The 22,658-nt window shown below is 70.7% G+C and carries 18 protein-coding genes, 1 rRNA gene and 2 riboswitches; of the genes, 14 read left to right on the top strand and 5 right to left on the bottom strand.

The window, feature by feature from the left end:
• The 11 genes from rrf to ABTY62_RS31155 all read left to right on the top strand — a co-directional run.
• Positions 1 to 88, top strand: a 5S ribosomal RNA gene (gene rrf, locus ABTY62_RS31205); the annotation flags it as partial.
• A gap of 142 nt (positions 89 to 230) precedes the next feature.
• On the top strand, positions 231 to 839 hold the full coding sequence (gene clsA, locus ABTY62_RS31200; RefSeq protein WP_352132759.1) for a cardiolipin synthase ClsA: 609 nt from the start codon (positions 231 to 233) through the stop codon (positions 837 to 839).
• A 113-nt stretch (positions 840 to 952) separates the two neighbouring features.
• The gene (locus tag ABTY62_RS31195; protein WP_311729600.1) at positions 953 to 3,448 is read left to right on the top strand and encodes a sugar phosphate nucleotidyltransferase; all 2,496 of its coding nucleotides are present in this window, start codon (positions 953 to 955) and stop codon (positions 3,446 to 3,448) included.
• A 133-nt stretch (positions 3,449 to 3,581) separates the two neighbouring features.
• The gene (locus ABTY62_RS31190) at positions 3,582 to 4,520 is read left to right on the top strand and encodes a DUF881 domain-containing protein (RefSeq protein WP_352132771.1); all 939 of its coding nucleotides are present in this window, start codon (positions 3,582 to 3,584) and stop codon (positions 4,518 to 4,520) included.
• Entirely contained in the window at positions 4,517 to 4,849 is a 333-nt protein-coding gene (locus ABTY62_RS31185; protein WP_003984969.1) for a small basic family protein, read from the top strand. The genes ABTY62_RS31190 and ABTY62_RS31185 overlap by 4 nt, the downstream gene beginning before the upstream one ends.
• 4 nt (positions 4,850 to 4,853) lie before the next feature.
• Positions 4,854 to 5,858 (top strand): DUF881 domain-containing protein, encoded by a 1,005-nt coding sequence (locus ABTY62_RS31180; protein WP_352132758.1) that lies wholly within the window; start codon positions 4,854 to 4,856, stop codon positions 5,856 to 5,858.
• Positions 5,859 to 5,988: 130 nt separating this feature from the next.
• Complete coding sequence (locus ABTY62_RS31175) at positions 5,989 to 6,822, top strand: FHA domain-containing protein (protein WP_502997551.1); 834 nt, start codon at positions 5,989 to 5,991, stop codon at positions 6,820 to 6,822.
• Positions 6,823 to 6,839: 17 nt separating this feature from the next.
• On the top strand, positions 6,840 to 7,592 hold the full coding sequence (ftsR, locus tag ABTY62_RS31170; protein WP_352132756.1) for a transcriptional regulator FtsR: 753 nt from the start codon (positions 6,840 to 6,842) through the stop codon (positions 7,590 to 7,592).
• 52 nt (positions 7,593 to 7,644) lie between these two features.
• Positions 7,645 to 8,118 carry a bifunctional nuclease family protein gene (locus tag ABTY62_RS31165; protein WP_014181304.1) on the top strand — a complete coding sequence of 158 codons (474 nt, stop codon included), beginning with the start codon at positions 7,645 to 7,647 and terminating at the stop codon, positions 8,116 to 8,118.
• A 235-nt stretch (positions 8,119 to 8,353) separates the two neighbouring features.
• Complete coding sequence (locus ABTY62_RS31160; protein WP_352132755.1) at positions 8,354 to 8,980, top strand: MerR family transcriptional regulator; 627 nt, start codon at positions 8,354 to 8,356, stop codon at positions 8,978 to 8,980.
• Positions 8,981 to 9,046: 66 nt separating this feature from the next.
• Positions 9,047 to 10,531 carry a DNA polymerase IV gene (locus ABTY62_RS31155; protein WP_352132754.1) on the top strand — a complete coding sequence of 495 codons (1,485 nt, stop codon included), beginning with the start codon at positions 9,047 to 9,049 and terminating at the stop codon, positions 10,529 to 10,531.
• On the opposite strand, the gene ABTY62_RS31150 is transcribed toward ABTY62_RS31155, so the two are convergent.
• Positions 10,507 to 10,836: a PRC-barrel domain-containing protein gene (locus ABTY62_RS31150; RefSeq protein WP_311729594.1), complete on the bottom strand. Its 330-nt coding sequence runs from the start codon at positions 10,834 to 10,836 to the stop codon at positions 10,507 to 10,509. The genes ABTY62_RS31155 and ABTY62_RS31150 overlap by 25 nt on opposite strands.
• A gap of 122 nt (positions 10,837 to 10,958) precedes the next feature.
• Positions 10,959 to 11,056, top strand: a riboswitch (glycine riboswitch).
• A riboswitch (glycine riboswitch) is annotated at positions 11,057 to 11,184 on the top strand.
• Between the two features lie 61 nt (positions 11,185 to 11,245).
• On the opposite strand from ABTY62_RS31150, the gene gcvP reads away from it, so the two are divergent.
• A complete protein-coding gene (gene gcvP, locus ABTY62_RS31145; RefSeq protein WP_352132753.1) occupies positions 11,246 to 14,140 on the top strand; it encodes an aminomethyl-transferring glycine dehydrogenase in 2,895 nt (964 codons plus the stop codon).
• Positions 14,141 to 14,250: 110 nt separating this feature from the next.
• On the opposite strand, the gene ABTY62_RS31140 is transcribed toward gcvP, so the two are convergent.
• Together ABTY62_RS31140 and ABTY62_RS31135 are read right to left on the bottom strand one after the other, a co-directional pair.
• Positions 14,251 to 14,457 (bottom strand): DUF5999 family protein, encoded by a 207-nt coding sequence (locus ABTY62_RS31140; protein ID WP_352132752.1) that lies wholly within the window; start codon positions 14,455 to 14,457, stop codon positions 14,251 to 14,253.
• Positions 14,458 to 14,733: 276 nt separating this feature from the next.
• Positions 14,734 to 15,312 carry a hypothetical protein gene (locus ABTY62_RS31135; protein ID WP_352132751.1) on the bottom strand — a complete coding sequence of 193 codons (579 nt, stop codon included), beginning with the start codon at positions 15,310 to 15,312 and terminating at the stop codon, positions 14,734 to 14,736.
• Between the two features lie 443 nt (positions 15,313 to 15,755).
• Here ABTY62_RS31135 and ABTY62_RS31130 point away from each other — a divergent pair, with 443 nt between their 5' ends.
• A complete protein-coding gene (locus tag ABTY62_RS31130; protein WP_311729590.1) occupies positions 15,756 to 17,261 on the top strand; it encodes a glutamate-cysteine ligase family protein in 1,506 nt (501 codons plus the stop codon).
• Positions 17,262 to 17,304: 43 nt separating this feature from the next.
• On the opposite strand, the gene ABTY62_RS31125 is transcribed toward ABTY62_RS31130, so the two are convergent.
• Positions 17,305 to 19,134 carry a substrate-binding domain-containing protein gene (locus tag ABTY62_RS31125; protein WP_352132750.1) on the bottom strand — a complete coding sequence of 610 codons (1,830 nt, stop codon included), beginning with the start codon at positions 19,132 to 19,134 and terminating at the stop codon, positions 17,305 to 17,307.
• A 178-nt stretch (positions 19,135 to 19,312) separates the two neighbouring features.
• Between ABTY62_RS31125 and ABTY62_RS31120 the strand changes: the two genes are divergently transcribed.
• A complete protein-coding gene (locus ABTY62_RS31120; RefSeq protein ID WP_352132749.1) occupies positions 19,313 to 20,092 on the top strand; it encodes a CPBP family intramembrane glutamic endopeptidase in 780 nt (259 codons plus the stop codon).
• Between the two features lie 36 nt (positions 20,093 to 20,128).
• Here ABTY62_RS31120 and ABTY62_RS31115 read toward each other — a convergent pair whose 3' ends face one another.
• Positions 20,129 to 22,531, bottom strand: a complete 2,403-nt coding sequence (locus ABTY62_RS31115) for an ATP-binding cassette domain-containing protein (RefSeq protein ID WP_352132748.1) — start codon at positions 22,529 to 22,531, stop codon at positions 20,129 to 20,131.
• Positions 22,532 to 22,658 lie beyond the last annotated feature (127 nt).

The raw sequence follows: 22,658 nt of genomic DNA, 5'->3' as shown, positions 1-22,658 counted from the left end.
CGGTTACATTCCGAACCCGGAAGCTAAGCCTTTCAGCGCCGATGGTACTGCAGGGGGGACCCTGTGGGAGAGTAGGACGCCGCCGAACAATTTTTGAAAAGCTCCGGGTGGAACCATTGGGTTCCGCCCGGAGCTTTTGTCGTATACAGGGCCCCGTGCCAGACCCCCGATACGCTACGGGTAAGGTCATGGAGCATCTGTCAGCACCCGTTCCCACAGGAGGCTCCCGGGTGGAGGTCCAGGAGACACGCGTCCAGACCGACCGCGTGCTCACCATCCCGAACATCCTGAGCGCCGCGCGTCTGGCCGGCGTTCCGCTTTTCCTGTGGCTGATCCTGCGGCCCGAGTTCGGTGGGCCGAAGAGCGATGAATGGGCACTCCTCGTGCTGGCGCTCAGCGGTGTGAGCGACTATCTGGACGGGAAGCTGGCCCGACGCTGGAACCAGGTCAGCAGCCTTGGCCGGATTCTGGATCCGGCGGCCGACCGTCTCTACATTCTGTCTACACTCGTCGGTCTGACCTGGCGCGACATCCTGCCGATCTGGCTGACCGCGGTGCTTCTCGCGCGGGAGCTGGTGCTGCTGGTCATGGTCGGCATCCTGCGGCGCCACGGCTATCCTCCGCCCCAGGTCAACTTCCTCGGCAAGGCGGCGACCTTCAACCTGATGTACGCCTTCCCGTTGCTCCTTCTGAGTGATGGAAGTGGCCCACTTCACACCATCGCTGCTATTTTCGGATGGGCGTTCGCAGGATGGGGTACAACGCTCTATTGGTGGGCAGGAGTCCTCTACGTGGTTCAGGTCCGCCGACTCGTCAAGGCGGACGCTGCGGCCGACTGAGCTCGCTGATGTGGCAGCCCGTAGTGGCGGGGTGCCCGTAATGCGATAGGTGTGGGCCATCGGGGTGCGTCAGTCGGCATGACCGTCGTCTCTTCAAGGAGGACGCTTCCGACATGAAGGCCGTCGTGATGGCGGGTGGCGAGGGTACTCGCCTGCGCCCGATGACCTCGACCATGCCCAAGCCGCTGCTGCCGGTGGCCAACCGGCCGATCATGGAGCATGTGCTGCGGCTGCTCAAGCGGCATGGTCTGTGCGAGACCGTGGTGACCGTCCAGTTCCTCGCATCGCTGGTCAAGAACTATTTTGGGGACGGCGAGGAGCTCGGCATGGAGCTCACGTACGCCAATGAGGAAAAGCCACTCGGCACCGCCGGCAGCGTCAAGAACGCGGAAGAGGCACTCAAGGACGATGCCTTTCTCGTGATTTCGGGTGATGCCCTGACAGATTTCGACCTCACCGAGCTGATCAATTTTCACAAGGAGAAGGGCGCGCTGGTCACGGTCTGTCTGACCCGTGTGCCCAATCCCCTCGAGTTCGGGATCACCATCGTCGACGAGGGCGGCCGGGTCGAGCGCTTTCTCGAGAAGCCCACCTGGGGCCAGGTCTTCTCCGACACCGTGAACACCGGCATCTATGTGATGGAGCCGGAGGTGTTCGACTACGTCGAGCCCGATGTGCCCGTCGACTGGTCCGGTGATGTCTTCCCTCAGTTGATGAAGGAAGGCAAGCCCATTTACGGCTATGTCGCCGAGGGCTACTGGGAGGACGTCGGCACCCACGAGAGCTATGTGAAGGCCCAGGCCGATGTGCTGGAAGGCAAGGTCGACGTCGAAATCGACGGCTTCGAGATCTCCCCGGGGGTCTGGGTCGCCGAGGGCGCCGAGGTGCACCAGGACGCCGAGCTGCGCGGCCCGCTCTACATCGGCGACTACGCGAAGGTGGAAGCGGACGCGGAGATCCGCGAGCACACCGTCGTGGGGTCCAACGTCGTGGTGAAGAGCGGTTCCTTTCTGCACAGAGCCGTGGTGCACGACAATGTGTACGTCGGCCAGCAGGCCAATCTGCGCGGCTGTGTCATCGGGAAGAACACCGATGTCATGCGTGCCGCCCGGATCGAGGACGGCGCGGTCATCGGAGATGAGTGCCTGATCGGCGAGGAGTCGATCGTCCAGGGCAATGTCCGGGTGTACCCGTTCAAGACAATCGAGGCGGGCGCCTTCGTCAACACCTCGGTCATCTGGGAGTCACGCGGCCAGGCCCATCTCTTCGGGGCCCGCGGGGTGTCCGGGATCCTGAATGTGGAGATCACCCCGGAGCTCGCTGTGCGGCTCGCCGGGGCCTATGCGACGACCCTCAAGAAGGGCTCCACGGTCACCACCGCGCGTGACCACTCCCGTGGTGCGCGGGCGCTCAAACGGGCGGTGATTTCGGCGCTCCAGACCAGCGCCATCGATGTGCGCGATCTGGAGAATGTGCCGCTGCCCGTGGCGCGCCAGCAGACGGCGCGCGGCAGCGCCGGCGGCATCATGATCCGTACCTCGCCCGGGGTGCCCGACTCCGTGGACATCATGTTCTTCGACGAGCGCGGGGCCGACCTGTCCGCCGCCGGCCAGCGGAAGCTGGACCGGGTGTACGCGCGCCAGGAGTACCGGCGGGCGTTCCCCGGCGAGATCGGCGACCTCAGCTTCCCCTCCAGCGTCTTCGACTCGTACACCGGGTCGCTGCTGCGTGCTGTGGACACCAGCGGCATCGCCGAGTCCGGCCTCAAGGTCGTCGTGGACGCCACGAACGGCAGCGCCGGACTCGTTCTGCCCAGCCTCCTCGGTCGGCTCGGCGTCGACGCGCTGACCATCAATCCAGGCCTGAACGAGTCGCGTCCGACCGAGACGGCCGAGGCGCGCCGCTCCGGCCTGGTCCGGCTCGGTGAGATCGTCGCCTCGGCCCGTGCCGCCTTCGGTGTGCGCTTCGACCCGGTGGGTGAGCGGCTCTCGCTGGTGGACGAGCGGGGGCGCATCGTGGAGGACGACCGCGCCCTGCTGGTCATGCTGGACCTGGTGGCCGCGGAGCGGCGCAGCGGGCGGGTGGCGCTGCCGGTGACCACCACGCGCATCGCCGAACAGGTGGCGGCGTACCACGGCACGCAGGTGGAGTGGACGACGACCGCGGCCGACGACCTCACCCGGGTCGCCAGGGCCGAGGGCACCATTTACGGCGGGGACGGGCGCGGCGGGTTCATCATCCCCGAGTTCAGCAGCGTCTTCGACGGCACCGCGGCCTTTGTGCGCCTCATCGGCCTGGTGGCCCGTACCCAGCTCACCCTCAGCCAGATCGACGCCCGCATTCCGCGCGCCCATGTGCTGCGCCGCGATCTGGCCACGCCGTGGGCGGTCAAGGGGCTGGTCATGCGCCGCGTGGTGGAGGCGGCGGCTGACCGGTCTGTCGACACCACCGACGGCGTCCGTGTGGTCGAGGCGGACGGGCGCTGGGTCATGGTGCTGCCCGACCCCGCCGAGGCGGTCACCCATCTGTGGGCGGAGGGGCCGGACGACGCGTCCGCGCAGGCGCTCCTCGACGAGTGGTCCGCCGCGGTGGAGAGCGCCGGCCGCTGATCCTTTTCCGCAGGTGAGGAGCGTTTGAGAGGGTGTGGCGGGCCCCCGGGGCTACCCGGGGGCCACGCCGCCCCCGGCCCGCGCCCGGCGCGCCGGTGGGGCCATTCGGCGGCTGCGCCCCCGACGTGCGACGATGTGCGGCATGCCGCAGCAGCCCCCCGTTCGGAGCACAGCTCCGCCGAGCCCTCGTCCACGTCTCGACGCGTCCATGTCGCTGCTGACGAATGTGATGGACCACAGCCTCGACGACGGGTACGCCGAGGCCGCCGCGCGCCATGGCACGGAGGGCCGCCGGGGGCTGCCTCGCAGTCTGCGCGGCAGGCTGGTGCTGGCCGCGGGGCTGGTGCTGGCGGCGGGCGTGGTGACCCTCGGTGCGGCTGAGGCCCGGATGGCGGCGCCGAAGCTGGCCAAGGACCGGGAAAAGCTGATCGCCCGCATCGAGTCGGGGAACACGAAGGCGGACGACCTCCAGAAGAGCCTGGACCGGCTCCGCAAGGAGGTCGGCGACAGACAGCAGCAGGCGCTGGAGAAACACGGCGGGGCCAAGGGCGAGCTGGTCGCGCTGCTGTCCGGGGCGACCGAGGTGAACGGCCCCGGGGTCAAGCTGGTGGTCAACGACGCCAAGGAGGCCGACCAGGGCGGTGGCGGGGGGCCGCGGGAGAGCGCGGACTTCTCCGACACCGGCCGGGTGCGCGACCGCGATATGCAGCGGGTCGTCAACGGGCTGTGGCAGTCGGGTGCGGAGGCCGTCTCGATCAATGGGCAGCGGCTGACCGCCCTGTCGGCGATCAGGGCCGCGGGAGACGCCATACTGGTCGACAACAAGCCGCTGGCGCCTCCGTATACGGTGCTCGCGGTGGGGGACGGACGGCGGCTGAGCACGGCATTCCAGGACAGTGCCGACGGACAGTACCTGCATGTGCTGCACGAGAACTATGGGATCCGCACCAACATCTCCGTCGAGGACGAGGTGCGGCTTCCGGCCGCGCCGAGTCTGATCGTACGAACCGCAGAACCGATAGCCGGTGGCGCCGGGAAGCGCGGCACCGACACAGGGAAGGGCACATCGTGATCGCCGTATTGGGCCTCATCGTGGGAGTCGTGGTCGGACTTGTCGTCCGACCCGTGGTGCCGACGGTGGTCGAGCCCTACCTGCCGATCGCCGTCGTCGCCGCGCTCGACGCGGTGTTCGGAGGCCTTCGGGCGATGCTCGACGGGATCTTCGACGACAAGGTCTTCGTCGTCTCGTTCCTGTCCAATGTGGTGGTCGCCGCGCTGATCGTCTTCCTCGGCGACAAGCTCGGGGTCGGTGCCCAGCTGTCCACCGGTGTCGTGGTCGTGCTCGGCATCCGGATCTTCTCCAACGCCGCCGCCATCCGCCGCCATGTCTTCCGGGCGTGAGCCGATGACGACCGACGACACCCCGGAGCAGCCCCCGGCCCAGCGGGCGACCCGCGAGCCGGAGGAGACCCGTGAGCCGGGGACGGTTCCCCAGGCGCGACGGGAGGAGCCCCGCAGGCCCGACAGGCCCGACAGGCCCGAGAAGTCGGAGCAGCCCGAGAGGCCCGGGCGGGACACCGCACCGGACGGCGAGCCGGCCGAGGGCTCCGGCGCGGAGCCCGGCGAGGGGCCCGGAGACGGCCCTGAGGACCGTCGGAGCCCCTCGGCGGCCTCGACGCCCCAGGAGCCGTCCACCGGCCGTCAGCGGCTGGCGAAGGGCCTGTGGCCGCCACGGCTGACGCGGGCTCAACTCATCGTGGCGCTCCTGCTGTTCGGCCTCGGGCTCGGTCTGGCCATCCAGGTGCGCTCGACCAATGAGAACAGCGTGCTGCGCGGCGCGCGGCAGGAGGACCTGGTCCGCATTCTCGACGAGCTGGACAACCGCACCCAGCGGCTCCAGGAGGAGAAGCAGCGGCTGGAGAACCAGCGGAACGACCTGGAGAACAGCTCGGACCAGGCCGAGGAGGCCCGTAAGCAGACGGCCCAGAAGGAGCGGCAGCTCGGGGTGCTCGCGGGCACGGTCGCCGCCGAGGGTCCGGGCATCACCATGAAGATCGACGCGTCGAAGGGCACCGTGGAGTCGGACATGCTGCTCGACGCGGTCCAGGAACTGCGCGCCGCCGGGGCCGAGGCCATTCAGATCGGCGAGGTGCGGGTGGTCGCGAGCACGTACTTCGCGGACGTCGGCGGCGCGGTGGAAATCGATGGACGGAAAGTGACACAGCCGTACGTGATCAAGGTCATCGGCAAGCCGGAGGACTTGGAGCCGGCCCTGAACATTCCGGGCGGAGTGGTGCAGAGCCTGGAGAAGGAGCAGGCCACCGTGTCCATCGAGCGCTCAAAGAAGATCGTCGTCGACGCCTTGCGGTCGGCGAAGCGGCCTGACTACGCTCGGTCGTCGTCGCGGTGAGGCGGTTCGGTATGGGAGTCTCGCGGCTGGACAATGAGGCCGCGGGGGGTCGGCGCACCGGAAGAGTGGCGCGTGATGGAAACTGTCTGGTGGTCACGGACGTTGTGATGGTGTCCGGACCGTCTGGTGTGTGCATCGAGGGTTTGCCCTGCCCCACGGGCGGGTCTGTTTCAGTCAAGGGGAATCGCCCGTGAAGTTGTTCGGGAAGTTGTTCGGCAAGAGCGCACGCCAGGACGGCGGCAGCAGCACTGCCCGCCACCGTGCCCCGCGTGCCGCGGAGGAGAGCGGGGTGAGCGAGGAGCGTCCGCTGTTCCGGGACGGTGGAGGTATTCCGGGTGGTCAGGGCGCGTCTTCTGTTGACCCTTCCGCGTCCGGACGCATAGGTTTCGGGGAGCCATCGACCGCGAACACGGGCGGAGGGGTCGGCTTGCAGGTATGCACGAGGTGCGGCCACCAGAACGCCGTGGCCAGCCGGTTCTGCTCCAACTGCGGTGCGCCGCTGCGGGGCCAGGTGCCGTCCGAGCGTGCCTCGGAGACCACCTCCACCATCTCGATCTCCGGGCTGGAGGCGTACGACTCCGAGGTGACCGGGCAGACTCCGCTGCCCTCGCTCTCGCCGGAGGCCCAGGCCGCCGTCGAGGCGCTGCCCCCGGGGTCGGCGCTGCTGGTGGTCCGCCGCGGGCCCAACTCGGGCAGCCGCTTCCTGCTGGACAGCGATGTGACCACGGCCGGGCGTCATCCGCAGAGCGACATCTTCCTGGACGACGTGACGGTTTCGCGCCGCCATGTGGAGTTCCGGCGCGGCCAGGACGGCTCCTTCACGGTCGCCGACGTCGGCAGCCTGAACGGGACGTATGTCAACCGCGAGCCGATCGATTCGGCCATTCTCAACAGTGGTGACGAGGTCCAGATCGGCAAGTACCGGATGGTCTTCTACCCGAGTCTGCGGGGCTTCGGCATCTGACCCGTCAGGGGAGGTCCATGCTTCAGACACCGTCGGGCGGTGCCGACACCGGCACCGCCCCCGCGGGCAGCCGGTCGATGAGCATCGGCACCGTGCTGAATCTGCTGCGGGACGAATTCCCCGAGGTCACCGTCTCCAAGATCCGTTTCCTGGAGGCCGAGGGCCTGGTCGAGCCGCGGCGCACGCCCTCCGGCTATCGCAAGTTCAGCCCGGAGGACGTGGCGCGGCTCGGCCATGTCCTGCGGATGCAGCGTGACCACTATTTGCCACTGAAGGTCATTCGGGAGCATCTCGACGCCCTGGAGCGCGGCGAGCGGCCACAGCTGCCCGTCGCGGCCTCCGGGTCCCGGCTGCCCGCCTCGGTCGAGGAGGGCCCGGAGAGGGCCGTGGAGCGGCCCACGGCCGCCCGCGTGGGCCGGGCCGAGCTGCTGGCCGCGGCCGGGATCGACGAGGGGAGACTGGCCGAGTGGGAGTCGTTCGGGCTGATCGGGCCGGGAGCGGACGGCGGATACGACATCGAGGCGGTGACGGTCGCCAGGCTCGTCGCGGACCTGGGTCGTTTCGGTCTGGAACCACGTCATTTGCGGATCATGAAAGCCGCCGCGGAGCGCGAGGCGGGGCTGGTCGAGCAGGTGGTGGCGCCCCTGCGACGACACCGAAATCCGCAGACCAGAGCGCATGCGGAGGCCAGCGCCCGGGAGCTGGCCGAGCTGTCGGTGCGGCTTCACGCGGCCTTCGTTCAGTCCGCTCTGCGGGCCGGTTCGCGGTGACCGGCGCGGTCCCGACTATCCAAACCGGCCGGGCACGTCCTAGGGTTGCTGTGTGAACGAGCTCGACGTCGTGGGTGTCCGGGTGGAGATGCCCTCCAACCAACCGATCGTGCTCCTGCGCGAGGTAGGAGGCGACCGCTACCTCCCCATTTGGATCGGACCGGGGGAGGCGACGGCGATTGCCTTCGCCCAGCAGGGCATGGCTCCGGCGCGCCCGCTGACCCACGACCTCTTCAAGGACGTGCTCGACGCGGTCGGCCAGCAGCTCACGGAGGTCCGGATCACGGATCTGCGCGAGGGAGTCTTCTACGCGGAGCTGGTGTTCGCCAGCGGTGTGGAGGTCAGCGCCCGGCCGTCCGACGCCATAGCGCTGGCGCTGCGCACCGGCACGCCGATCTACGGCAGTGACGGGGTGCTGGACGACGCGGGGATCGCCATCCCGGACGAGCAGGAGGACGAAGTGGAGAAGTTCCGCGAGTTCCTCGACCAGATCTCGCCCGAGGACTTCGGCACCAGCAGTCAGTGAGCCGTCGGAGGCGCTGAGGCCGAGTGCGGCCGCCGGGCCGGCAGTGGCCGGTAAGCGGCGGGCATTGAGCTGTCCGCTGATCTTCGCCAGCGCATTCGAGTAGCCTTTCCCGCAAGAAGGGCACGGGAAACCACCCGTAGGGTGATTATCACTCGGCGTGCCGAGTGTGGCGATCGTTGACGCACCCCGGGTGACTGCCTACCGTCGAGAAGGCAGGTCGAGGACGGAGGTCGGCGTGAGAAGCAGCGGCGACGGCACGGCGGCGGGCGGTCCGTATGCGCTCCAGGGGAGCGCACCGGGCGAACCGGCACTGAAGGCTCGGGTGGCGGCACAGGCCGCACCGCCGCGCGAAGGCGCCGTGGCGAAGCCCGAGAAGGTGGGGTACCGCGGTCCGACCGCGTGCGCCGCCGCGGGCATTACTTACCGCCAGCTGGACTACTGGGCGCGCACCGGGCTCGTGGAGCCCAGCGTGCGGCCCGCGTACGGCTCGGGCAGTCAGCGGCTCTACAGCTTCCGGGACGTCGTCGTCCTCAAGATCGTCAAGCGGCTGCTGGACACCGGCGTGTCCCTTCAGAACATCAGGGCCGCCGTTCAGCACCTGCGCTCGCGCGGCTTGGACGACCTCGCCCAGATGACGCTGATGAGCGACGGGGCGACGGTGTACGAGTGCACCTCGCCCGACGAGGTGGTCGACCTTCTCCAGGGCGGCCAGGGCGTCTTCGGGATCGCCGTGGGCGTGGTGTGGCGGGACGTGGAGAGCGCGCTCGCCCAGCTGCACGGCGAGCGGGTGGACACCGGCGAGACGCTGGTGGGCCACAACCCCACCGACGAACTCGCGCGGCGCCGCAACCGCGCGGGCTGAGACCGTCCGGCCCGGGCCGCGTGCCCGGGCCGCGAGTGTCAGTGGCATGCGGCAGCATCGGTAGGTGTGAGGGGTGCGCCGACCATTCTGCATCTGGACATGGATGCCTTTTACGCCGCGGCGGAGCAGGCGGCCAAGCCCAGCCTGCGCGGCAAGCCGGTGATCGTCGGCGGCCTCGGGCCGCGCGGCGTGGTGGCCACGGCCTCTTATGAGGCGAGGGTGTTCGGGGTCCACTCGGCCATGGCGATGGCCCAGGCCCGCCGCCTCTGTCCGAACGCGGCGTATCTCACCCCCCGCTTCTCCCTGTACCGCCAGGTGAGTGACACCGTCATGGGCCTGCTGGGGGCGCTCTCCCCGCTGGTCGAGCCGCTGAGCCTGGACGAGGCGTTCGTGGATCTGGAGGCGGGCGGTGTTCCGGCCACCTCCGCGGCGGCGCGGGCCGTGGGGGAGCGGCTGCGGGCGGACATAGCGGCGGCGACCGGGCTGACCGGCTCGGTGGGCCTGGCCGGGTCCAAGATGCTCGCCAAGATCGCCTCCGAGCAGGCCAAGCCCGATGGACTGACGCTCATCCAGCCGGGGACCGAGCGGGAGCTGCTGGGGCCGATGCCGGTGCGCACCCTCCCCGGGGTGGGTCCGGCCACCGCGGAGGCGCTGCGCCGGGCCGGGATCCACACGGTCGCCGAGACCCGGGAGGCGGGCGAGGAGGAGCTGGTGCGGCTGCTGGGCAAGGCCCATGGCGCGTCGCTGTACGGCATGGCCTGGGGGCGGGACGACCGGCCGGTGGTCGCCGAGCGGGACGCCAAGTCCGTATCGGTGGAGGACACCTTCGACGTCGACCTCACCGACCGCACGCGGGTGCAGGTGGAGGTGGCGCGGCTCGCCGAGCGGTGTGTGCGGCGGCTGCGCGGGGCCGGCCGCTCGGGGCGCACGGTCGTGCTGAAGGTGCGGCGTTACGACTTCTCCACGCTGACCCGGTCCGAGACGCTGCGCGGGCCGACGGACGACCCCGCGGTGGTGCGGGAGGCCGCGGCGCGGCTGCTGGAGGGCGTGGACACCACGGCGGGGGTGCGGCTGCTGGGAGTGGGCGTGAGCGGTCTGGCGGACTACACCCAGGAGGATCTGTTCGCCCAGGCCGCGCAGGCCGCCCACGAGGCACAGGAGGCCGCGGAGGGGGCGCGGGAGGCCGGAGGGACACCCGAGGCCGCGCCGGCGGTCCTGGAGGGGAGCGACGAGCCCGACGACACCGCCAGGCCGCGCCGCTGGCTGCCCGGCCTCGATGTGCGACACGCCGAGTACGGGGCGGGGTGGGTGCAGGGCAGCGGGGTCGGCCGGGTGACCGTGCGGTTCGAGGAGCCCTGGTCGCGGCCGGGCCGGGTGCGGACGTTCGCGGTCGACGACCCGGCGTTGGAGCCGGGCGAGCCGCTGCCGCTGGTCCGGCCCGCCGTGAGCGACGCCCCCGAGGGCCAGCCGACCGACGCCCCCGAGGCCGACCCGGCCGAAAACCAGGGCCAGGGCCCGGGCCGGGGTCAGCCGCTCACGTCGAGACCGTAGTGGTGGTAGAGCTGCAACTCCTGCTCGGGCGACAGATGGCGGCCGACTCCGAAGTCCGGCGCGTCCTTGATCAGCGCCCGCTCGTACGGCACCCGCAGCGTGTCGTCGACGATCTCGCTCGGTTCGAGTGGCACGAACACGTCCCGGCTGAACAGCCCGGTGCGTACCGCGGCCCACTCCGGCTCGCCGGTCGCGTCGTCGAGGTAGACCTCGTCCACGGTACCGATCTTCGCGCCGTCGCGGTCCAAGGCCTTTCGGCCGATGAGGGTCCGCGGATCGATGTCGGTCTGCACACTCTCTCCCATAGGTGACTGTTTCATCGTCAATGCCGTGATACCTAAGAAAAGCCACAATTCCGTGCCCGTCCACTCGAGCGCTCGCCCAAAACCCCTGGCGGCAGGCTCGCTGGTAGGCTGACGGTGGCTGCAGACCCCGTGCGGGAGAGCTCTTCGACGATGTCGTCGGAGGCGCCGAAGGAGCAAATCCTCCCCGGAAACTCTCAGGCACACGTACCGTGCGGGTGAGGTCACTCTGGAAAGCAGGGTGGGTCACGGGCGAGTACAGCACCGGAACCCCTCCTCACCGACGGTGAAAGCCGGATCGCCACCCGCGGACCGGTGAAGCTCTCAGGTTGAGATGACAGAGGGGGAGGCCGTTCGGGCACCCCGCGTCGTGGTGCCCCTCGTCGGTCGTACAGACCAGGAGGCCTCGCAGATGACTGCCAACCGCACCTCGCTGACCGAGCTGGAACGCGGTACTCCGTTTGAGCAGCGCCATATCGGACCCGATGCCGAGGCCCAGGCCAAGATGCTCGCGCAGGTCGGCTTCGGCTCGCTCGACGAACTCACCCAGGCCGCCGTGCCCGACGTCATCAAGAGCACCGAGGGGCTGGGGCTGCCCCCGGCCCGCACCGAGGCCGAAGTGCTGGCCGAGCTGCGCGGCCTGGCCGAGCGCAACCAGCTGCTCGCCCCGATGATCGGCCTCGGCTACTACGGCACGTTCACCCCGCCGGTGATCCTGCGCAATGTGCTCGAGAGCCCCGCCTGGTACACCGCGTACACGCCCTACCAGCCGGAGATCTCCCAGGGCCGGCTGGAGGCGCTGCTCAACTTCCAGACCGTCGTCGCCGACCTCACCGGGCTGCCCACGGCCGGCGCCTCGCTGCTGGACGAGGCCACCGCCGCCGCCGAGGCCATGGCGCTGTCGCGGCGGGTGGGCAAGGTCAAGCAGGGCGTGTTCCTGATCGACGCCGACACCCTGCCGCAGACCGTCGCGGTCATCCGGACCCGCGCCGAGCCCACCGGCGTCGAGGTGGTCGTCGCCGACCTCTCGGCGGGCATACCGGCCGAGGTGGCCGAGCGCGGCGTGTTCGGCGTGCTGCTCCAGTACCCGGGCGCCTCCGGCGCCGTGCGCGACCCGCGCCCGGTCATCGAGCGGGCCCATGAGCTCGGCGCCGTGGTCACCGTCGCCGCCGATCTGCTCGCCCTCACCCTCCTCACCTCGCCCGGCGAGCTGGGCGCCGACATCGCGGTCGGCAACAGCCAGCGGTTCGGGGTGCCGATGGGCTTCGGCGGCCCGCACGCCGGGTTCATGGCCGTCCGCGAGGCCTACGCCCGCAGCCTGCCCGGCCGCCTGGTGGGCGTCTCCGTCGACGCCGACGGCGACAAGGCGTACCGCCTGGCCCTTCAGACCCGCGAGCAGCACATCCGCCGCGAGAAGGCCACCAGCAACATCTGCACCGCCCAGGTCCTGCTCGCCGTGATGGCCGGCATGTACGCCGTCTACCACGGCCCGGAGGGCCTCTCGACCATCGCCCGGCGCACCCACCGCTACGCGGCCGTGCTCGCCGAGGGGCTGCGGGCCGGGGGCGTCGAGACCGTGCACGGCGCGTTCTTCGACACCCTGACCGCGTATGTCCCGGGCCGGGCCGCCGAGGTCGTCACCGCGGCCCGCGAGGCCGGGGTCAACCTGCGCCTGACCGACGCCGACCATGTGGGCATCGCCTGCGACGAGACCACCGGGCGCGCCCAGCTCGCCGCCGTCTGGTCGGCCTTCGGCGTGGACGGCGGCCTGCCCGCCATCGACGAGCTCGACGCCGCCGCGGCCGACGCGCTCCCCGCCGAACTGCTGCGCACCGACACGTATCTGACCCACCCGGTCTTCCACAAGTACCGCTCCGAGACCGCGATGCTGCGCTATCTGCGGCGCCTGGCCGACCGCGACTACGCGCTGGACCGGGGCATGATCCCGCTCGGTTCCTGCACCATGAAGCTCAACGCCACCACGGAGATGGAGCCGGTCACCTGGCCGGAGTTCGGCGCGCTGCATCCGTTCGCGCCGGTCGAGCAGGCCCAGGGCTATCTGACGCTGATCCGCGAGCTGGAGGAGCGGCTGGCCGAGGTCACCGGCTACGACCAGGTCTCCCTCCAGCCGAACGCCGGGTCGCAGGGCGAGCTGGCCGGGCTGCTGGCCGTGCGCGCCTACCACCGTGCCAACGGCGAGGAGCGGCGCACCGTCTGCCTCATCCCGTCCTCCGCGCACGGCACCAACGCCGCCAGCGCGGTGATGGCGGGCATGAAGGTCGTCGTCGTCAGGACCGGCGAGGACGGCGAGGTGGACGCCGACGACCTGCGCGCCAAGATCGAGCAGTACGGCGACGAACTGGCCGTCCTGATGGTCACCTACCCCTCCACCCACGGCGTGTTCGAGGAGCACATCAGCGAGATCTGCGCGGCCGTGCACGACGCGGGCGGCCAGGTCTACGTGGACGGCGCGAACCTCAACGCGCTGGTGGGGCTGGCCCGGCCGGGCAGGTTCGGCGGCGATGTCTCCCATCTGAACCTGCACAAGACCTTCTGCATCCCGCACGGCGGCGGCGGTCCCGGCGTGGGCCCGGTCGCGGTGCGCGAGCACCTCGCGCCGTACCTCCCCAACCACCCGCTCCAGCCGGCGGCGGGCCCGGCGACCGGCGTGGGGCCGGTCGCGGCCGCGCCCTGGGGCTCGGCGGGCATCCTGCCCATCTCCTGGGCGTACGTCCGGCTGATGGGCGCCGAGGGGCTGCGCCGGGCCACCCAGGTGGCGGTGCTCGGCGCCAACTACGTCGCCAAGCGCCTGGAGCCGCACTACTCGGTGCTCTACACCGGCCCCGGGGGTCTCGTCGCCCACGAGTGCATCATCGATCTGCGGCCGCTCACCAAGGCGACCGGCGTGAGCGTCGACGATGTGGCCAAGCGGCTGGTCGACTACGGGTTCCACGCGCCCACGATGTCGTTCCCGGTGGCCGGCACGCTGATGATCGAGCCGACGGAGAGCGAGGACCTGGCGGAGCTGGACCGGTTCTGCGAGGCGATGATCGCCATCCGGGCGGAGATCGAGAAGGTGGGCTCGGAGGAGTGGCCCAAGGACGACAACCCGCTGCGGAACGCCCCGCACACGGCGGCGGCGCTGAGCGGGGAGTGGGAGCACCCCTACACCCGCGCGGAGGCGGCGTTCCCGGCCGGGGTGTCGGCGGCGGACAAGTACTGGCCGCCGGTGCGGCGCATCGACGGCGCCTTCGGGGACCGCAACCTGGTCTGCTCCTGCCCGCCGCTGGAGTCGTACGAGAGCTGACTCGCCGGGCGCGGTCGGGTACGGGGCCGGTGCGGCGGACACGCCGGCCGGCCCCTGATGGAGCGCGGGCCCGGTCGGAGCGCCGGGCCGTGGTGGTCAGACCGCGATGGTCAGGCCGCGGTGGCGACGCGCTCGGCGCCCAGCGGCCGGCGCGGGGCGATGATCTGTCCGTCCGGCAGCAGCTCGCCGGTGTCCTCGAAGAGCAGGACGCCATTGCACAGCAGGCTCCAGCCCTGCTCGGGGTGGTGCGCCACGAGGTGGGCGGCCTCCCGGTCGGCGGAGTCGGCTGACGGGCACGCGGGCTGATGCTGGCACATGGAAGAGATCTCTCGCTGCGATGTGGAAAGTGTCCTGTGGCTTGCTGCGGCAGTCATGGCCGCCCCCCGTTGGTCAGTCGGTCGGATGCTCCAAGTGTTGCCCTACGGGCCGGTTTCCGCAGGGATTTCACGGCACCGGTACTCGCTTGATAATGACGCATCACACGAGTGGACGGTTCATCCTGACGGGACTGTTACGAGCCCGCAGCGGAGCGCCCCGTGATCCTCGGATCACGGGGCGCTCGGGCGAGGGGCGGCGGCGGGCGCCGCGGGCCGTCAGGCCGACGAGCCGAGCAGCGGCGTCCGCGTCAGCCGGAGGGTCAGCACCGGCAGCAGATCCGCCGCGCGGTACGCGCGGTGGGCGGCGATGCCCGGCGGGGCGGGGGTCAGCGGCACCAGCAGGTCTTCCGCGGCGAGGTGGCCTTCGGAGGCGTCGGCGGTCGGGTCGCCGCGCAGCCACAGCGTCAGCATGTACAGCTCCGGGATGGACAGCAGCCTGGGCTGGTGGACCGAGGGCAGCGACTCGGCCTGGCTCAGCGCCAGTTCGGCCGACGACACGTACGGGCCTTCGGAGAAGTGCGAGAAGACCCAGCCGTCGGCGGTCAGCATCGCCTCGGCGGAGGCCACCGTCCGCTCGGTGTCGCGGATCAGGAACCGCCATCCGGTGAGCCGCGCCGTCGGCGGGCCGTCGGGGGCGGTGATGTCGTCCAGGACGTGGACGGGGAGCGGGAGTTCGAGCTCGAACGGTCCGTCCAGGGAGCCGAGGAGCGGGGTGCGGACGGCGGTGGGAGAGCCAAGGGCCGTGCGGATGCTGTTCAGAGCAGGCGCTGGAGCCGGAGGGACGTGCAGCGGCATGGTGGGTCGCCTCTCACTTCGGAGACACGGTGGAGCGCTGGCGTGCCAGGTGCGGATGGCGCTGTCGGAGTGTGCGGGTCAGAGGGGCCTGACGGGACATCAGGGCGTTGTCTCTCTGCCTCGGTTGCCGAGTTTATACGACAAGTGTTCCCGTCTTGTTTCACGTACCTGTCCCCGGTATTGCGGACAAGCACTTATCCGGCCCGCCAGGGCGAGGGGATTTTCGCCGATTCTCTGCCATATGCACGGATATGACCTGGCATTTTAACCCAGCCGGGGTAGGCTTGAAGTCGCCAGTGTTTTTCATCACGGCAATGCGGGGCTGTGCAGAGCCTATCGGCTGAGGGGTCGGCGCGTGGCGTTATCGATCACATTGGCTGGGCATCATCGAGCGTGATGTACGCGGCCGGGGGCCGTTGATCCACTCGAGGAAGGACGCTTCGATGGGGGAGAAGGTCATAGCCGGGGAGTTCGATCCGTCCGGACGGCAGCGGCAGCGGGTGAGGCTCCGGCAGGGTCTCGAAGCGCTGGCCCGGCTCCTGGCCGAGAAGCGATTCGACCGTCCGAAGAATCTCATGGGGCTGGAGATCGAGCTGAATCTCGCGGGCGCCGACGGGATGCCGAGGATGTTGAACGCGGAGGTTCTGGAGAGAATCGCCAGCCACGATTTCCAGACCGAACTCGGGCAGTGCAATCTTGAAGTAAACATCGTGCCCCACCGATTGCACGGAAGGGTTCTCGACCAGTTGGCGGAAGAGCTCCGTACGGGGTTGTCATATGCCGATCGCAAGGCGGGGGAAGTGGCCTCCGAGATCGTTATGATCGGAATTCTCCCCACCCTCGCCGCCCATGACCTGGGCTCCACGAACCTCTCCTACGACGACCGCTACAAACTCCTCAACGAACAGATGCTGGCCGCCCGCGGCGAGGATTTCCTCATCGACATCGAAGGGGAGGAGAGATTCCGCTACGCCTCCGGCTCGATCGCCCCGGAGGCCGCCTGCACCTCCGTCCAACTGCATCTCCAGGTGACCCCCGGCCGGTTCGCGGCCGTGTGGAACGCGGCCCAGGCGGTGGCCGCCGCGCAGATCGCGGTGGGCGCCAACTCCCCCTTCCTGTTCGGCCGGGAGGTGTGGAGCGAGTCCCGGCCACCGCTGTTCCTCCAGGCCACCGACGTCCGCCCGCCGGAGTTCGCGGCCCAGGGAGTGCGTCCCCGCACCTGGTTCGGCGAGCGCTGGATCAGCGACGCGTATGAGCTCTTCGAGGAGAATCTGCGCTTCTTCCCGCCGCTGCTGTCGACCGCGGGGGACGAGGACCCGCTGCGGGAGCTGGACGACGGCGGGGTGCCGCGGCTGAACGAACTGGTGCTGCACAACGGCACCATCTACCGCTGGAACCGCCCCGTGTACGCGGTCGCCGACGGCGTGCCGCATCTGAGGGTGGAGAACCGGGTGCTGCCCGCCGGGCCCACCGTCGCCGATGTCATCGCCAACGCCGCCTTCTACTACGGCCTGGTGCGGGCGCTCGCCGAGGAGCCGCGCCCGGTGTGGAAGCGGCTGCCGTTCGAGGCCGCGGCGGCCAACTTCGACACCGCCTGCCGCCATGGCATCGACGCGGTCCTGCGCTGGCCCAAGCCGGGCGGCCGCTCCTCGTCGACCGTGCGCATCCCCGCCGTCCGGCTGGTCCAGGAGGAGCTGCTGCCGCTGGCCGCCGCCGGGCTCGACGCCTGGGGCGTCGAGCCGGCCGACCGCGAGCGCTATCTGGGGATCATCGAGGAGCGCTGCCGACTGCGGGTCAACGGCGCGTCCTGGCAGGCCGCCACGTATCACCGGGCGAGGGGGAGGGGGCTCGACCGGGACGGCGCGCTGGCGGCGATGACCCGCCGCTACTGCGAGCTGATGCGCACCGGCGAGCCGGTCCACACCTGGCCGGTCGGCCTCGCCGACTGACCACGGACGCGGTGGACGGGCGGGCGCGTCCCCGCCCGCCTGCTCACCTCGTCCCCGTGCCCGCCTGGCTCGCCGACACGATCGCCTTGAGGATCACCGCGTTGATCTGCGCCGGGTCGGCCACCTGCTGCGCCGATCCGCCCGTCGCCTTCGCGATCTCCTCGCACGCCGACAGATCGGCGTCCGGACCGACGGCGATGGTGATCAGCGGCACCGGGCGGTCCGGGTCGGTGAGTCCGTCCAGCTCTTCGACCAGCGCCCCGAGCGAGATGCTGCCCTCGTCCTGGTTGGACCCGTCGGTGAGGATCACGACGGCGTTGAACTTGCCCTCCGCATAGCCGTCCCGTGCCTTCCGGTACGCCGCGAGCGTCGTGTCGTACAGCCCGGTCGCCCCGCCCGCCACCGGCTCCAGGGCGCCGAAGGCGGCCGTCAGCCGATCGCGCTGGGTGGATCCGTCCGCGCTGCTCAGGCCGAGCCTGCGGGTCGGGACCAGCTCCCGGTAGTCCCGGGCGCCGTCGAGCCGCCTGGAGAACTCCCACAGCCCGATCTCGTCCTCCGGCGTGAACTGCGACAGCGCCTGGAGCAGGGACGCCTTGGTGACGTCCATCCGGGACTCGCCGCGCCGCCCGGGCACCGGGGCCGACATGGAGGCCGAGGCGTCCACGACCGTGTTCAGCCGGGCGCTCTGCACGGTGATCGTCCACATGCCCAGCGCGGTGTCCAGCTCCGCGCTCGACGGCCCCGAGCCCGGGACCGCCCGGTACGGCTGGGGCGCCTTGCCGCCCGCCGTACGGGCCACCTCCTCGACCGCCTTGCCGCTCGCCGACCGGAAGCCGTGTTCGGAGAGGATCCGGCGGCTCTCGGCGTCGGCCAGGAAGGTCATGAAGCGGGTGGCGGCCCGGGCGCGCGCGGTGGTGACGGAGTCGCCGCCGCGCACCGTGTACGGGTAGTCGAGCTCGGCGGTGCCGTCCGCGGGATAGAACAGCCGCAGCCGAGGGGCGTCGCCGGCCCGCGTGTTGTGGCGGTACGCGGCCTGCTCGGTCAGGAACAGCGCCTGATTGCGCCGCGGATTCCCCTGCTCCGCGCCCGAGCCGTCACGCGGCAGCGTGGTCAGCACCTGGTCGTCGCTGTCGGAGGTGCGCTCGGAGAGCAGCTTCGCGGCGGCCGCGGCCCGCGTGTCGGCCGGGCCGCCCTCCCTGGGGCCGCCGCCCTCCTCGGCTATCGAGGCGTTGACGCGGGCGAGGGCGAGCAGCCCGGTGGCACTGCGCGCCGGGTCAGCCGCCCCGAGCCGCAGATCCGTGCTGCCGGTCGCGGCCCCGGCCAGCCGGGCCCAGCTGTACTTCTTCTCGGGCCAGCCGAGCCGCTCCGCGGCCGGCGGGGTCGCCGCCACGCCGACCGGCGAGGACGCGACGCCGCCGAGCGTGTCCAGCGGGACGGCCTTGGGGGCGGAGGACGACACGCGGTCGACCCACACGCTGGAGTCCGGCAGCCACACCTGGAATCCCGGGTCGCGGCCGTCCTTGACGAGCGCGTCGGCCACGTCCGCGGATGCCCGGCTGGTGACCTTCACATCCAGACAGCGGCCGTCGGACCGGACCTGGGCGGACCGGGCGCGCTCGGCGACCTCGCGAACCGCCGGGGCGATGTCCGGGGAGGCGGCCACTCCGAGGCGGACGGCGTCGCTCGCGCAGGACTTCATCGGGGTCAGTAATGCGCCGCGCAGGACCAGCGCGGCACCGATGGCCAGGGCCAGCACGACCGCGGTGCAGATCGCGACGGCCCGGCGGCGGGTGGCGGACCGGGACCCCGTAGGGTCCTGCCGTGGCGAGTGGTCAGGGCCGGTTGAGTCCTCGGGCAGACTGTGACGTCCCATGTGCTGCGTCTCCTGTGAGGATGAAGCTGTCAGGAGTGAGGCGCGCAAGGAGGACAGCGCCCCTTCCCGACGGCCGCGCGCTGTCTTCGGAACTGTTTTCGAGACCCTAGCGGCACACGACCACCCATGAGGCGAAAAAGCGGAATTGGAGGAACGGGTGCAGTCACACGCGCGTGACATGGAGCTTTCCCCGCCCGGGGGCGGCCTCTCGGAACGCACCCTGCGCCAGGAGACGCTCCTGGTCCTGGCGCTGTCGCTGGGCGCGAGCGGTGTGTCGGCGCTGATCAGCTTCGTGGGCTCGGTGACCGCGCCCGGCGGCCTGAAGGACAAGGCGGCCACGCTCAACGCCTCCCAGGCGCCGGGCCGGCCCTGGCTGGATCTGGCCTGGCAGCTCTTCGGGATCTCCACCGCGCTGGTGCCGGTCGCGCTGGTGGCCCATCTGCTGCTGCGGGAGGGCGCCGGGCTGCGCGCCATCGGCTTCGACCGGCGGCGGCCGGCCTTCGACCTGGGCCGGGGCGCCGCGCTGGCCGCCGCGATAGGCGGCACCGGGCTGCTGCTCTATCTCGGGGCGCGGGCGGCCGGGGCCAATCTGACGGTGGTGCCCGAGGCGCTGCCCGACGTGTGGTGGAAGATGCCGGTGCTGATCGCCTCCGCCGTGCAGAACTCCGTGCTGGAGGAGGTGATCGTCGTCGGCTATCTGCTGCGCAGGCTCGGGCAGTTGGGCTGGACGCCGATGGCCGCGCTGCTGGCGAGCTCGGTGCTGCGCGGCTCGTACCACCTCTATCAGGGCATCGGCGGCTTCTTCGGCAATGTGGCGATGGGCGTGGTGTTCGTGCTGCTCTACCGCCGCTGGGGGCGGGTCGGGCCGCTGGTCGCCGCGCACGCCCTGATCGACATCGTGGCCTTCGTCGGATACGCCGTGCTGGCGGGCCGGGTCGACTGGCTGCCGACGGCCTGACCCGCCCCGCGGGACGACGCTCCGCCAGCGTCTCGCTCAGGCGCCGACGTAGGCGGCGAGGTGCTCGGCGGTGAGGGTGGAGCGGTCGGCGACGAGGCCGGCGGGGGTGCCCTCGAAGACGATCCGGCCGCCGTCGTGTCCGGCGCCGGGGCCGAGGTCGATGATCCAGTCGGCGTGCGCCATGACCGCCGGGTGGTGCTCGACCACGATGACCGACTTGCCGGAGTCGACGAGCCGGTCGAGCAGGCCCAGCAGCTGCTCCACGTCGGCGAGGTGCAGGCCGGCGGTCGGCTCGTCGAGCACGTAGACGCCGCCCTTCTCGGCCATGTGGGTGGCCAGCTTGAGCCGCTGCCGCTCGCCGCCGGACAGCGTGGTCAGCGGCTGGCCGAGGGTGAGATAGCCGAGCCCGACGTCGGCGAGCCGGCCGAGGACGCGCTGCGCGGCCAGGGTGCGCGCCTCCCCGGCGCCGAAGAACTCCTCGGCCTCGGCCACCGACATCGCGAGCACCTCGCTGATGTCGCGGCCGCCGAGGTGGTACTCCAGCACCGATGCCTCGAACCGCTTCCCTTCGCAGTCCTCGCAGGTGGTGGAGACACCGGCCATCATCGCCAGGTCGGTGTAGACGACGCCCGCGCCGTTGCAGGTGGGGCAGGCGCCCTCGGAGTTGGCGCTGAACAGCGCCGGCTTCACGCCGTTGGCCTGCGCGAACGCCTTGCGGATCGGGTCGAGCAGCCCGGTGTACGTCGCCGGGTTGCTGCGCCTGGAGCCGCGGATCGCGCTCTGGTCGACGGAGACGACGCCCTGTTCGGTGGCCCCCGGCTGTTGCCGAAGCGAGTCGTGCACGAGGGAGCTCTTGCCGGAGCCCGCCACTCCGGTGACCACGCAGAGCACCCCGAGCGGGATGTCGACGTCCACGTTCCGCAGGTTGTGCGTCGTCGCGCCGCGGATCTCCAGTGTGCCCTTGGGCGTCCGCACCGCCTCCTTGAGGCCGGTCCGGTCGTCGAGGTGGCGGCCGGTGACGGTGCCGCCGGCCCGCAGCCCCTCGACGGTGCCCTCGAAGCAGACGGTGCCGCCCGCCGTACCGGCGCCGGGGCCGAGGTCGACGACGTGGTCCGCGATCGCGATGGTCTGCGGTTTGTGCTCCACGACGAGCACCGTGTTGCCCTTGTTCCGCAGCCGCAGCAGCAGGTCGTTCATCCGCTGGATGTCATGGGGGTGCAGGCCCGTGGTGGGCTCGTCGAAGACATAGGTGACATCGGTGAGCGAGGAGCCGAGGTGGCGGATCATCTTGGTGCGCTGTGCCTCGCCGCCCGAGAGCGTGCCCGCCGGGCGGTCGAGGGAGAGATAGCCGAGACCGATCTCCACGAACGAGTCGAGGGTCTGCCGCAGCGCGGTGAGCAGGGGCGCCACCGACGGCTCGTCGATGCCGCGCACCCATGCGGCCAGGTCGCTGATCTGCATCGCGCAGGCGTCGGCGATGCTGATCTTCTTGATCTTCGACGAGCGGGCGCCCTCGCTGAGCCGGGTGCCGTCGCACTCCGGGCAGGTGGTGAAGGTGACCGCCCGGTCCACGAACTCCCGGATGTGCGGCTGCATCGCCTCCTTGTCCTTGGAGAGCATCGACTTCTGGATCCGCGGGATCAGCCCTTCGTAGGTCATATTGATCCCCGCGATCTTCATCCGGGTCGGCTCGCGGTGGAGGAAGTCGTGCAGCTCCTTCTTGGTGAACGCGCGGATCGGTTTGTCCGGTGCGAAGAAACCCGACTCGGCGTAGAGCCGGGAGTTCCAGCCGCCCCCCTTGTAGCCGGGGACGGTGATCGCGCCCTCGGCGAGTGACTTGGTGGCGTCGTAGAGCTGGGTGAGGTCGAGATCGGTGACCGAGCCCCGGCCTTCGCAGCGCGTGCACATGCCGCCGGTGCGGCTGAAGGTCGCCTTCACCGCCTTCTTGGCGCCGCGCTCGACGGTGATCGCCCCGCTCGCCCGGACCGAGGGGACGTTGAAGGCGTACGCGCTGGGCGGGCCGATGTGCGGCTTCCCGAGCCGGCTGAAGAGGATGCGCAGCATCGCGTTGGCGTCGGTGGCGGTGCCGACCGTGGAGCGGGGGTCGGCGCCCATCCGCTGCTGGTCGACGGTGATCACGGTGGTCAGCCCGTCGAGGACATCGACCTCGGGCCGCGCCAGCGTCGGCATGAAGCCCTGCACGAAGGCGCTGTACGTCTCGTTGATCAGCCGCTGGGACTCCCCGGCGATCGTGTTGAAGACCAGCGAGCTCTTGCCCGAGCCGGAGACGCCGGTGAACACCGTCAGCCGGCGCTTCGGGATCTCGATGCTGACGTCCTTGAGGTTGTTCTCGCGCGCGCCGTGCACGCGGATCAGATCGTGGCTGTCGGCGATGTGCGGCGTGGGCGACTGCGTGTCCGTCCTCGAGGTCGTGCTCATCGTGTCTCCATCTGTGAGGCGGGCCGCCTGCGCGAGTTTTGGGTGGTACGTCTGGTTCGTCGGTGCGGTCGCGGTAACGGTACGCCGTTCGTCTGCCGTACGACTGCTCGATCCGCGGTGGCCAGGC

Origin of the sequence: Streptomyces sp. NPDC097640 (genome assembly GCF_040302705.1) — a bacterium.
Classification (GTDB): domain Bacteria; phylum Actinomycetota; class Actinomycetes; order Streptomycetales; family Streptomycetaceae; genus Streptomyces.
The sequence above is the reverse complement of the archived record's forward strand: the minus strand, read 5'-3'. Positions and strand labels throughout refer to the sequence as shown.

Excerpts from the sequence above, each read along its gene's own strand:
- ABTY62_RS31195 (WP_311729600.1), top strand. The coding sequence starts at position 953 with ATGAAGGCCGTCGTGATGGCGGGTGGCGAGGGTACTCGCCTGCGCCCG.
- ABTY62_RS31190 (WP_352132771.1), top strand. The coding sequence starts at position 3,582 with ATGTGCGGCATGCCGCAGCAGCCCCCCGTTCGGAGCACAGCTCCGCCG.
- ABTY62_RS31180 (WP_352132758.1), top strand. The coding sequence starts at position 4,854 with ATGACGACCGACGACACCCCGGAGCAGCCCCCGGCCCAGCGGGCGACC.
- ftsR (WP_352132756.1), top strand. The coding sequence starts at position 6,840 with ATGCTTCAGACACCGTCGGGCGGTGCCGACACCGGCACCGCCCCCGCG.
- ABTY62_RS31150 (WP_311729594.1), bottom strand. The coding sequence starts at position 10,836 with ATGGGAGAGAGTGTGCAGACCGACATCGATCCGCGGACCCTCATCGGC.
- gcvP (WP_352132753.1), top strand. The coding sequence starts at position 11,246 with ATGACTGCCAACCGCACCTCGCTGACCGAGCTGGAACGCGGTACTCCG.
- ABTY62_RS31140 (WP_352132752.1), bottom strand. The coding sequence starts at position 14,457 with ATGTGCCAGCATCAGCCCGCGTGCCCGTCAGCCGACTCCGCCGACCGG.
- ABTY62_RS31135 (WP_352132751.1), bottom strand. The coding sequence starts at position 15,312 with ATGCCGCTGCACGTCCCTCCGGCTCCAGCGCCTGCTCTGAACAGCATC.
- ABTY62_RS31130 (WP_311729590.1), top strand. The coding sequence starts at position 15,756 with ATGGGGGAGAAGGTCATAGCCGGGGAGTTCGATCCGTCCGGACGGCAG.
- ABTY62_RS31125 (WP_352132750.1), bottom strand. The coding sequence starts at position 19,134 with ATGGGACGTCACAGTCTGCCCGAGGACTCAACCGGCCCTGACCACTCG.
- ABTY62_RS31120 (WP_352132749.1), top strand. The coding sequence starts at position 19,313 with ATGGAGCTTTCCCCGCCCGGGGGCGGCCTCTCGGAACGCACCCTGCGC.
- ABTY62_RS31115 (WP_352132748.1), bottom strand. The coding sequence starts at position 22,531 with ATGAGCACGACCTCGAGGACGGACACGCAGTCGCCCACGCCGCACATC.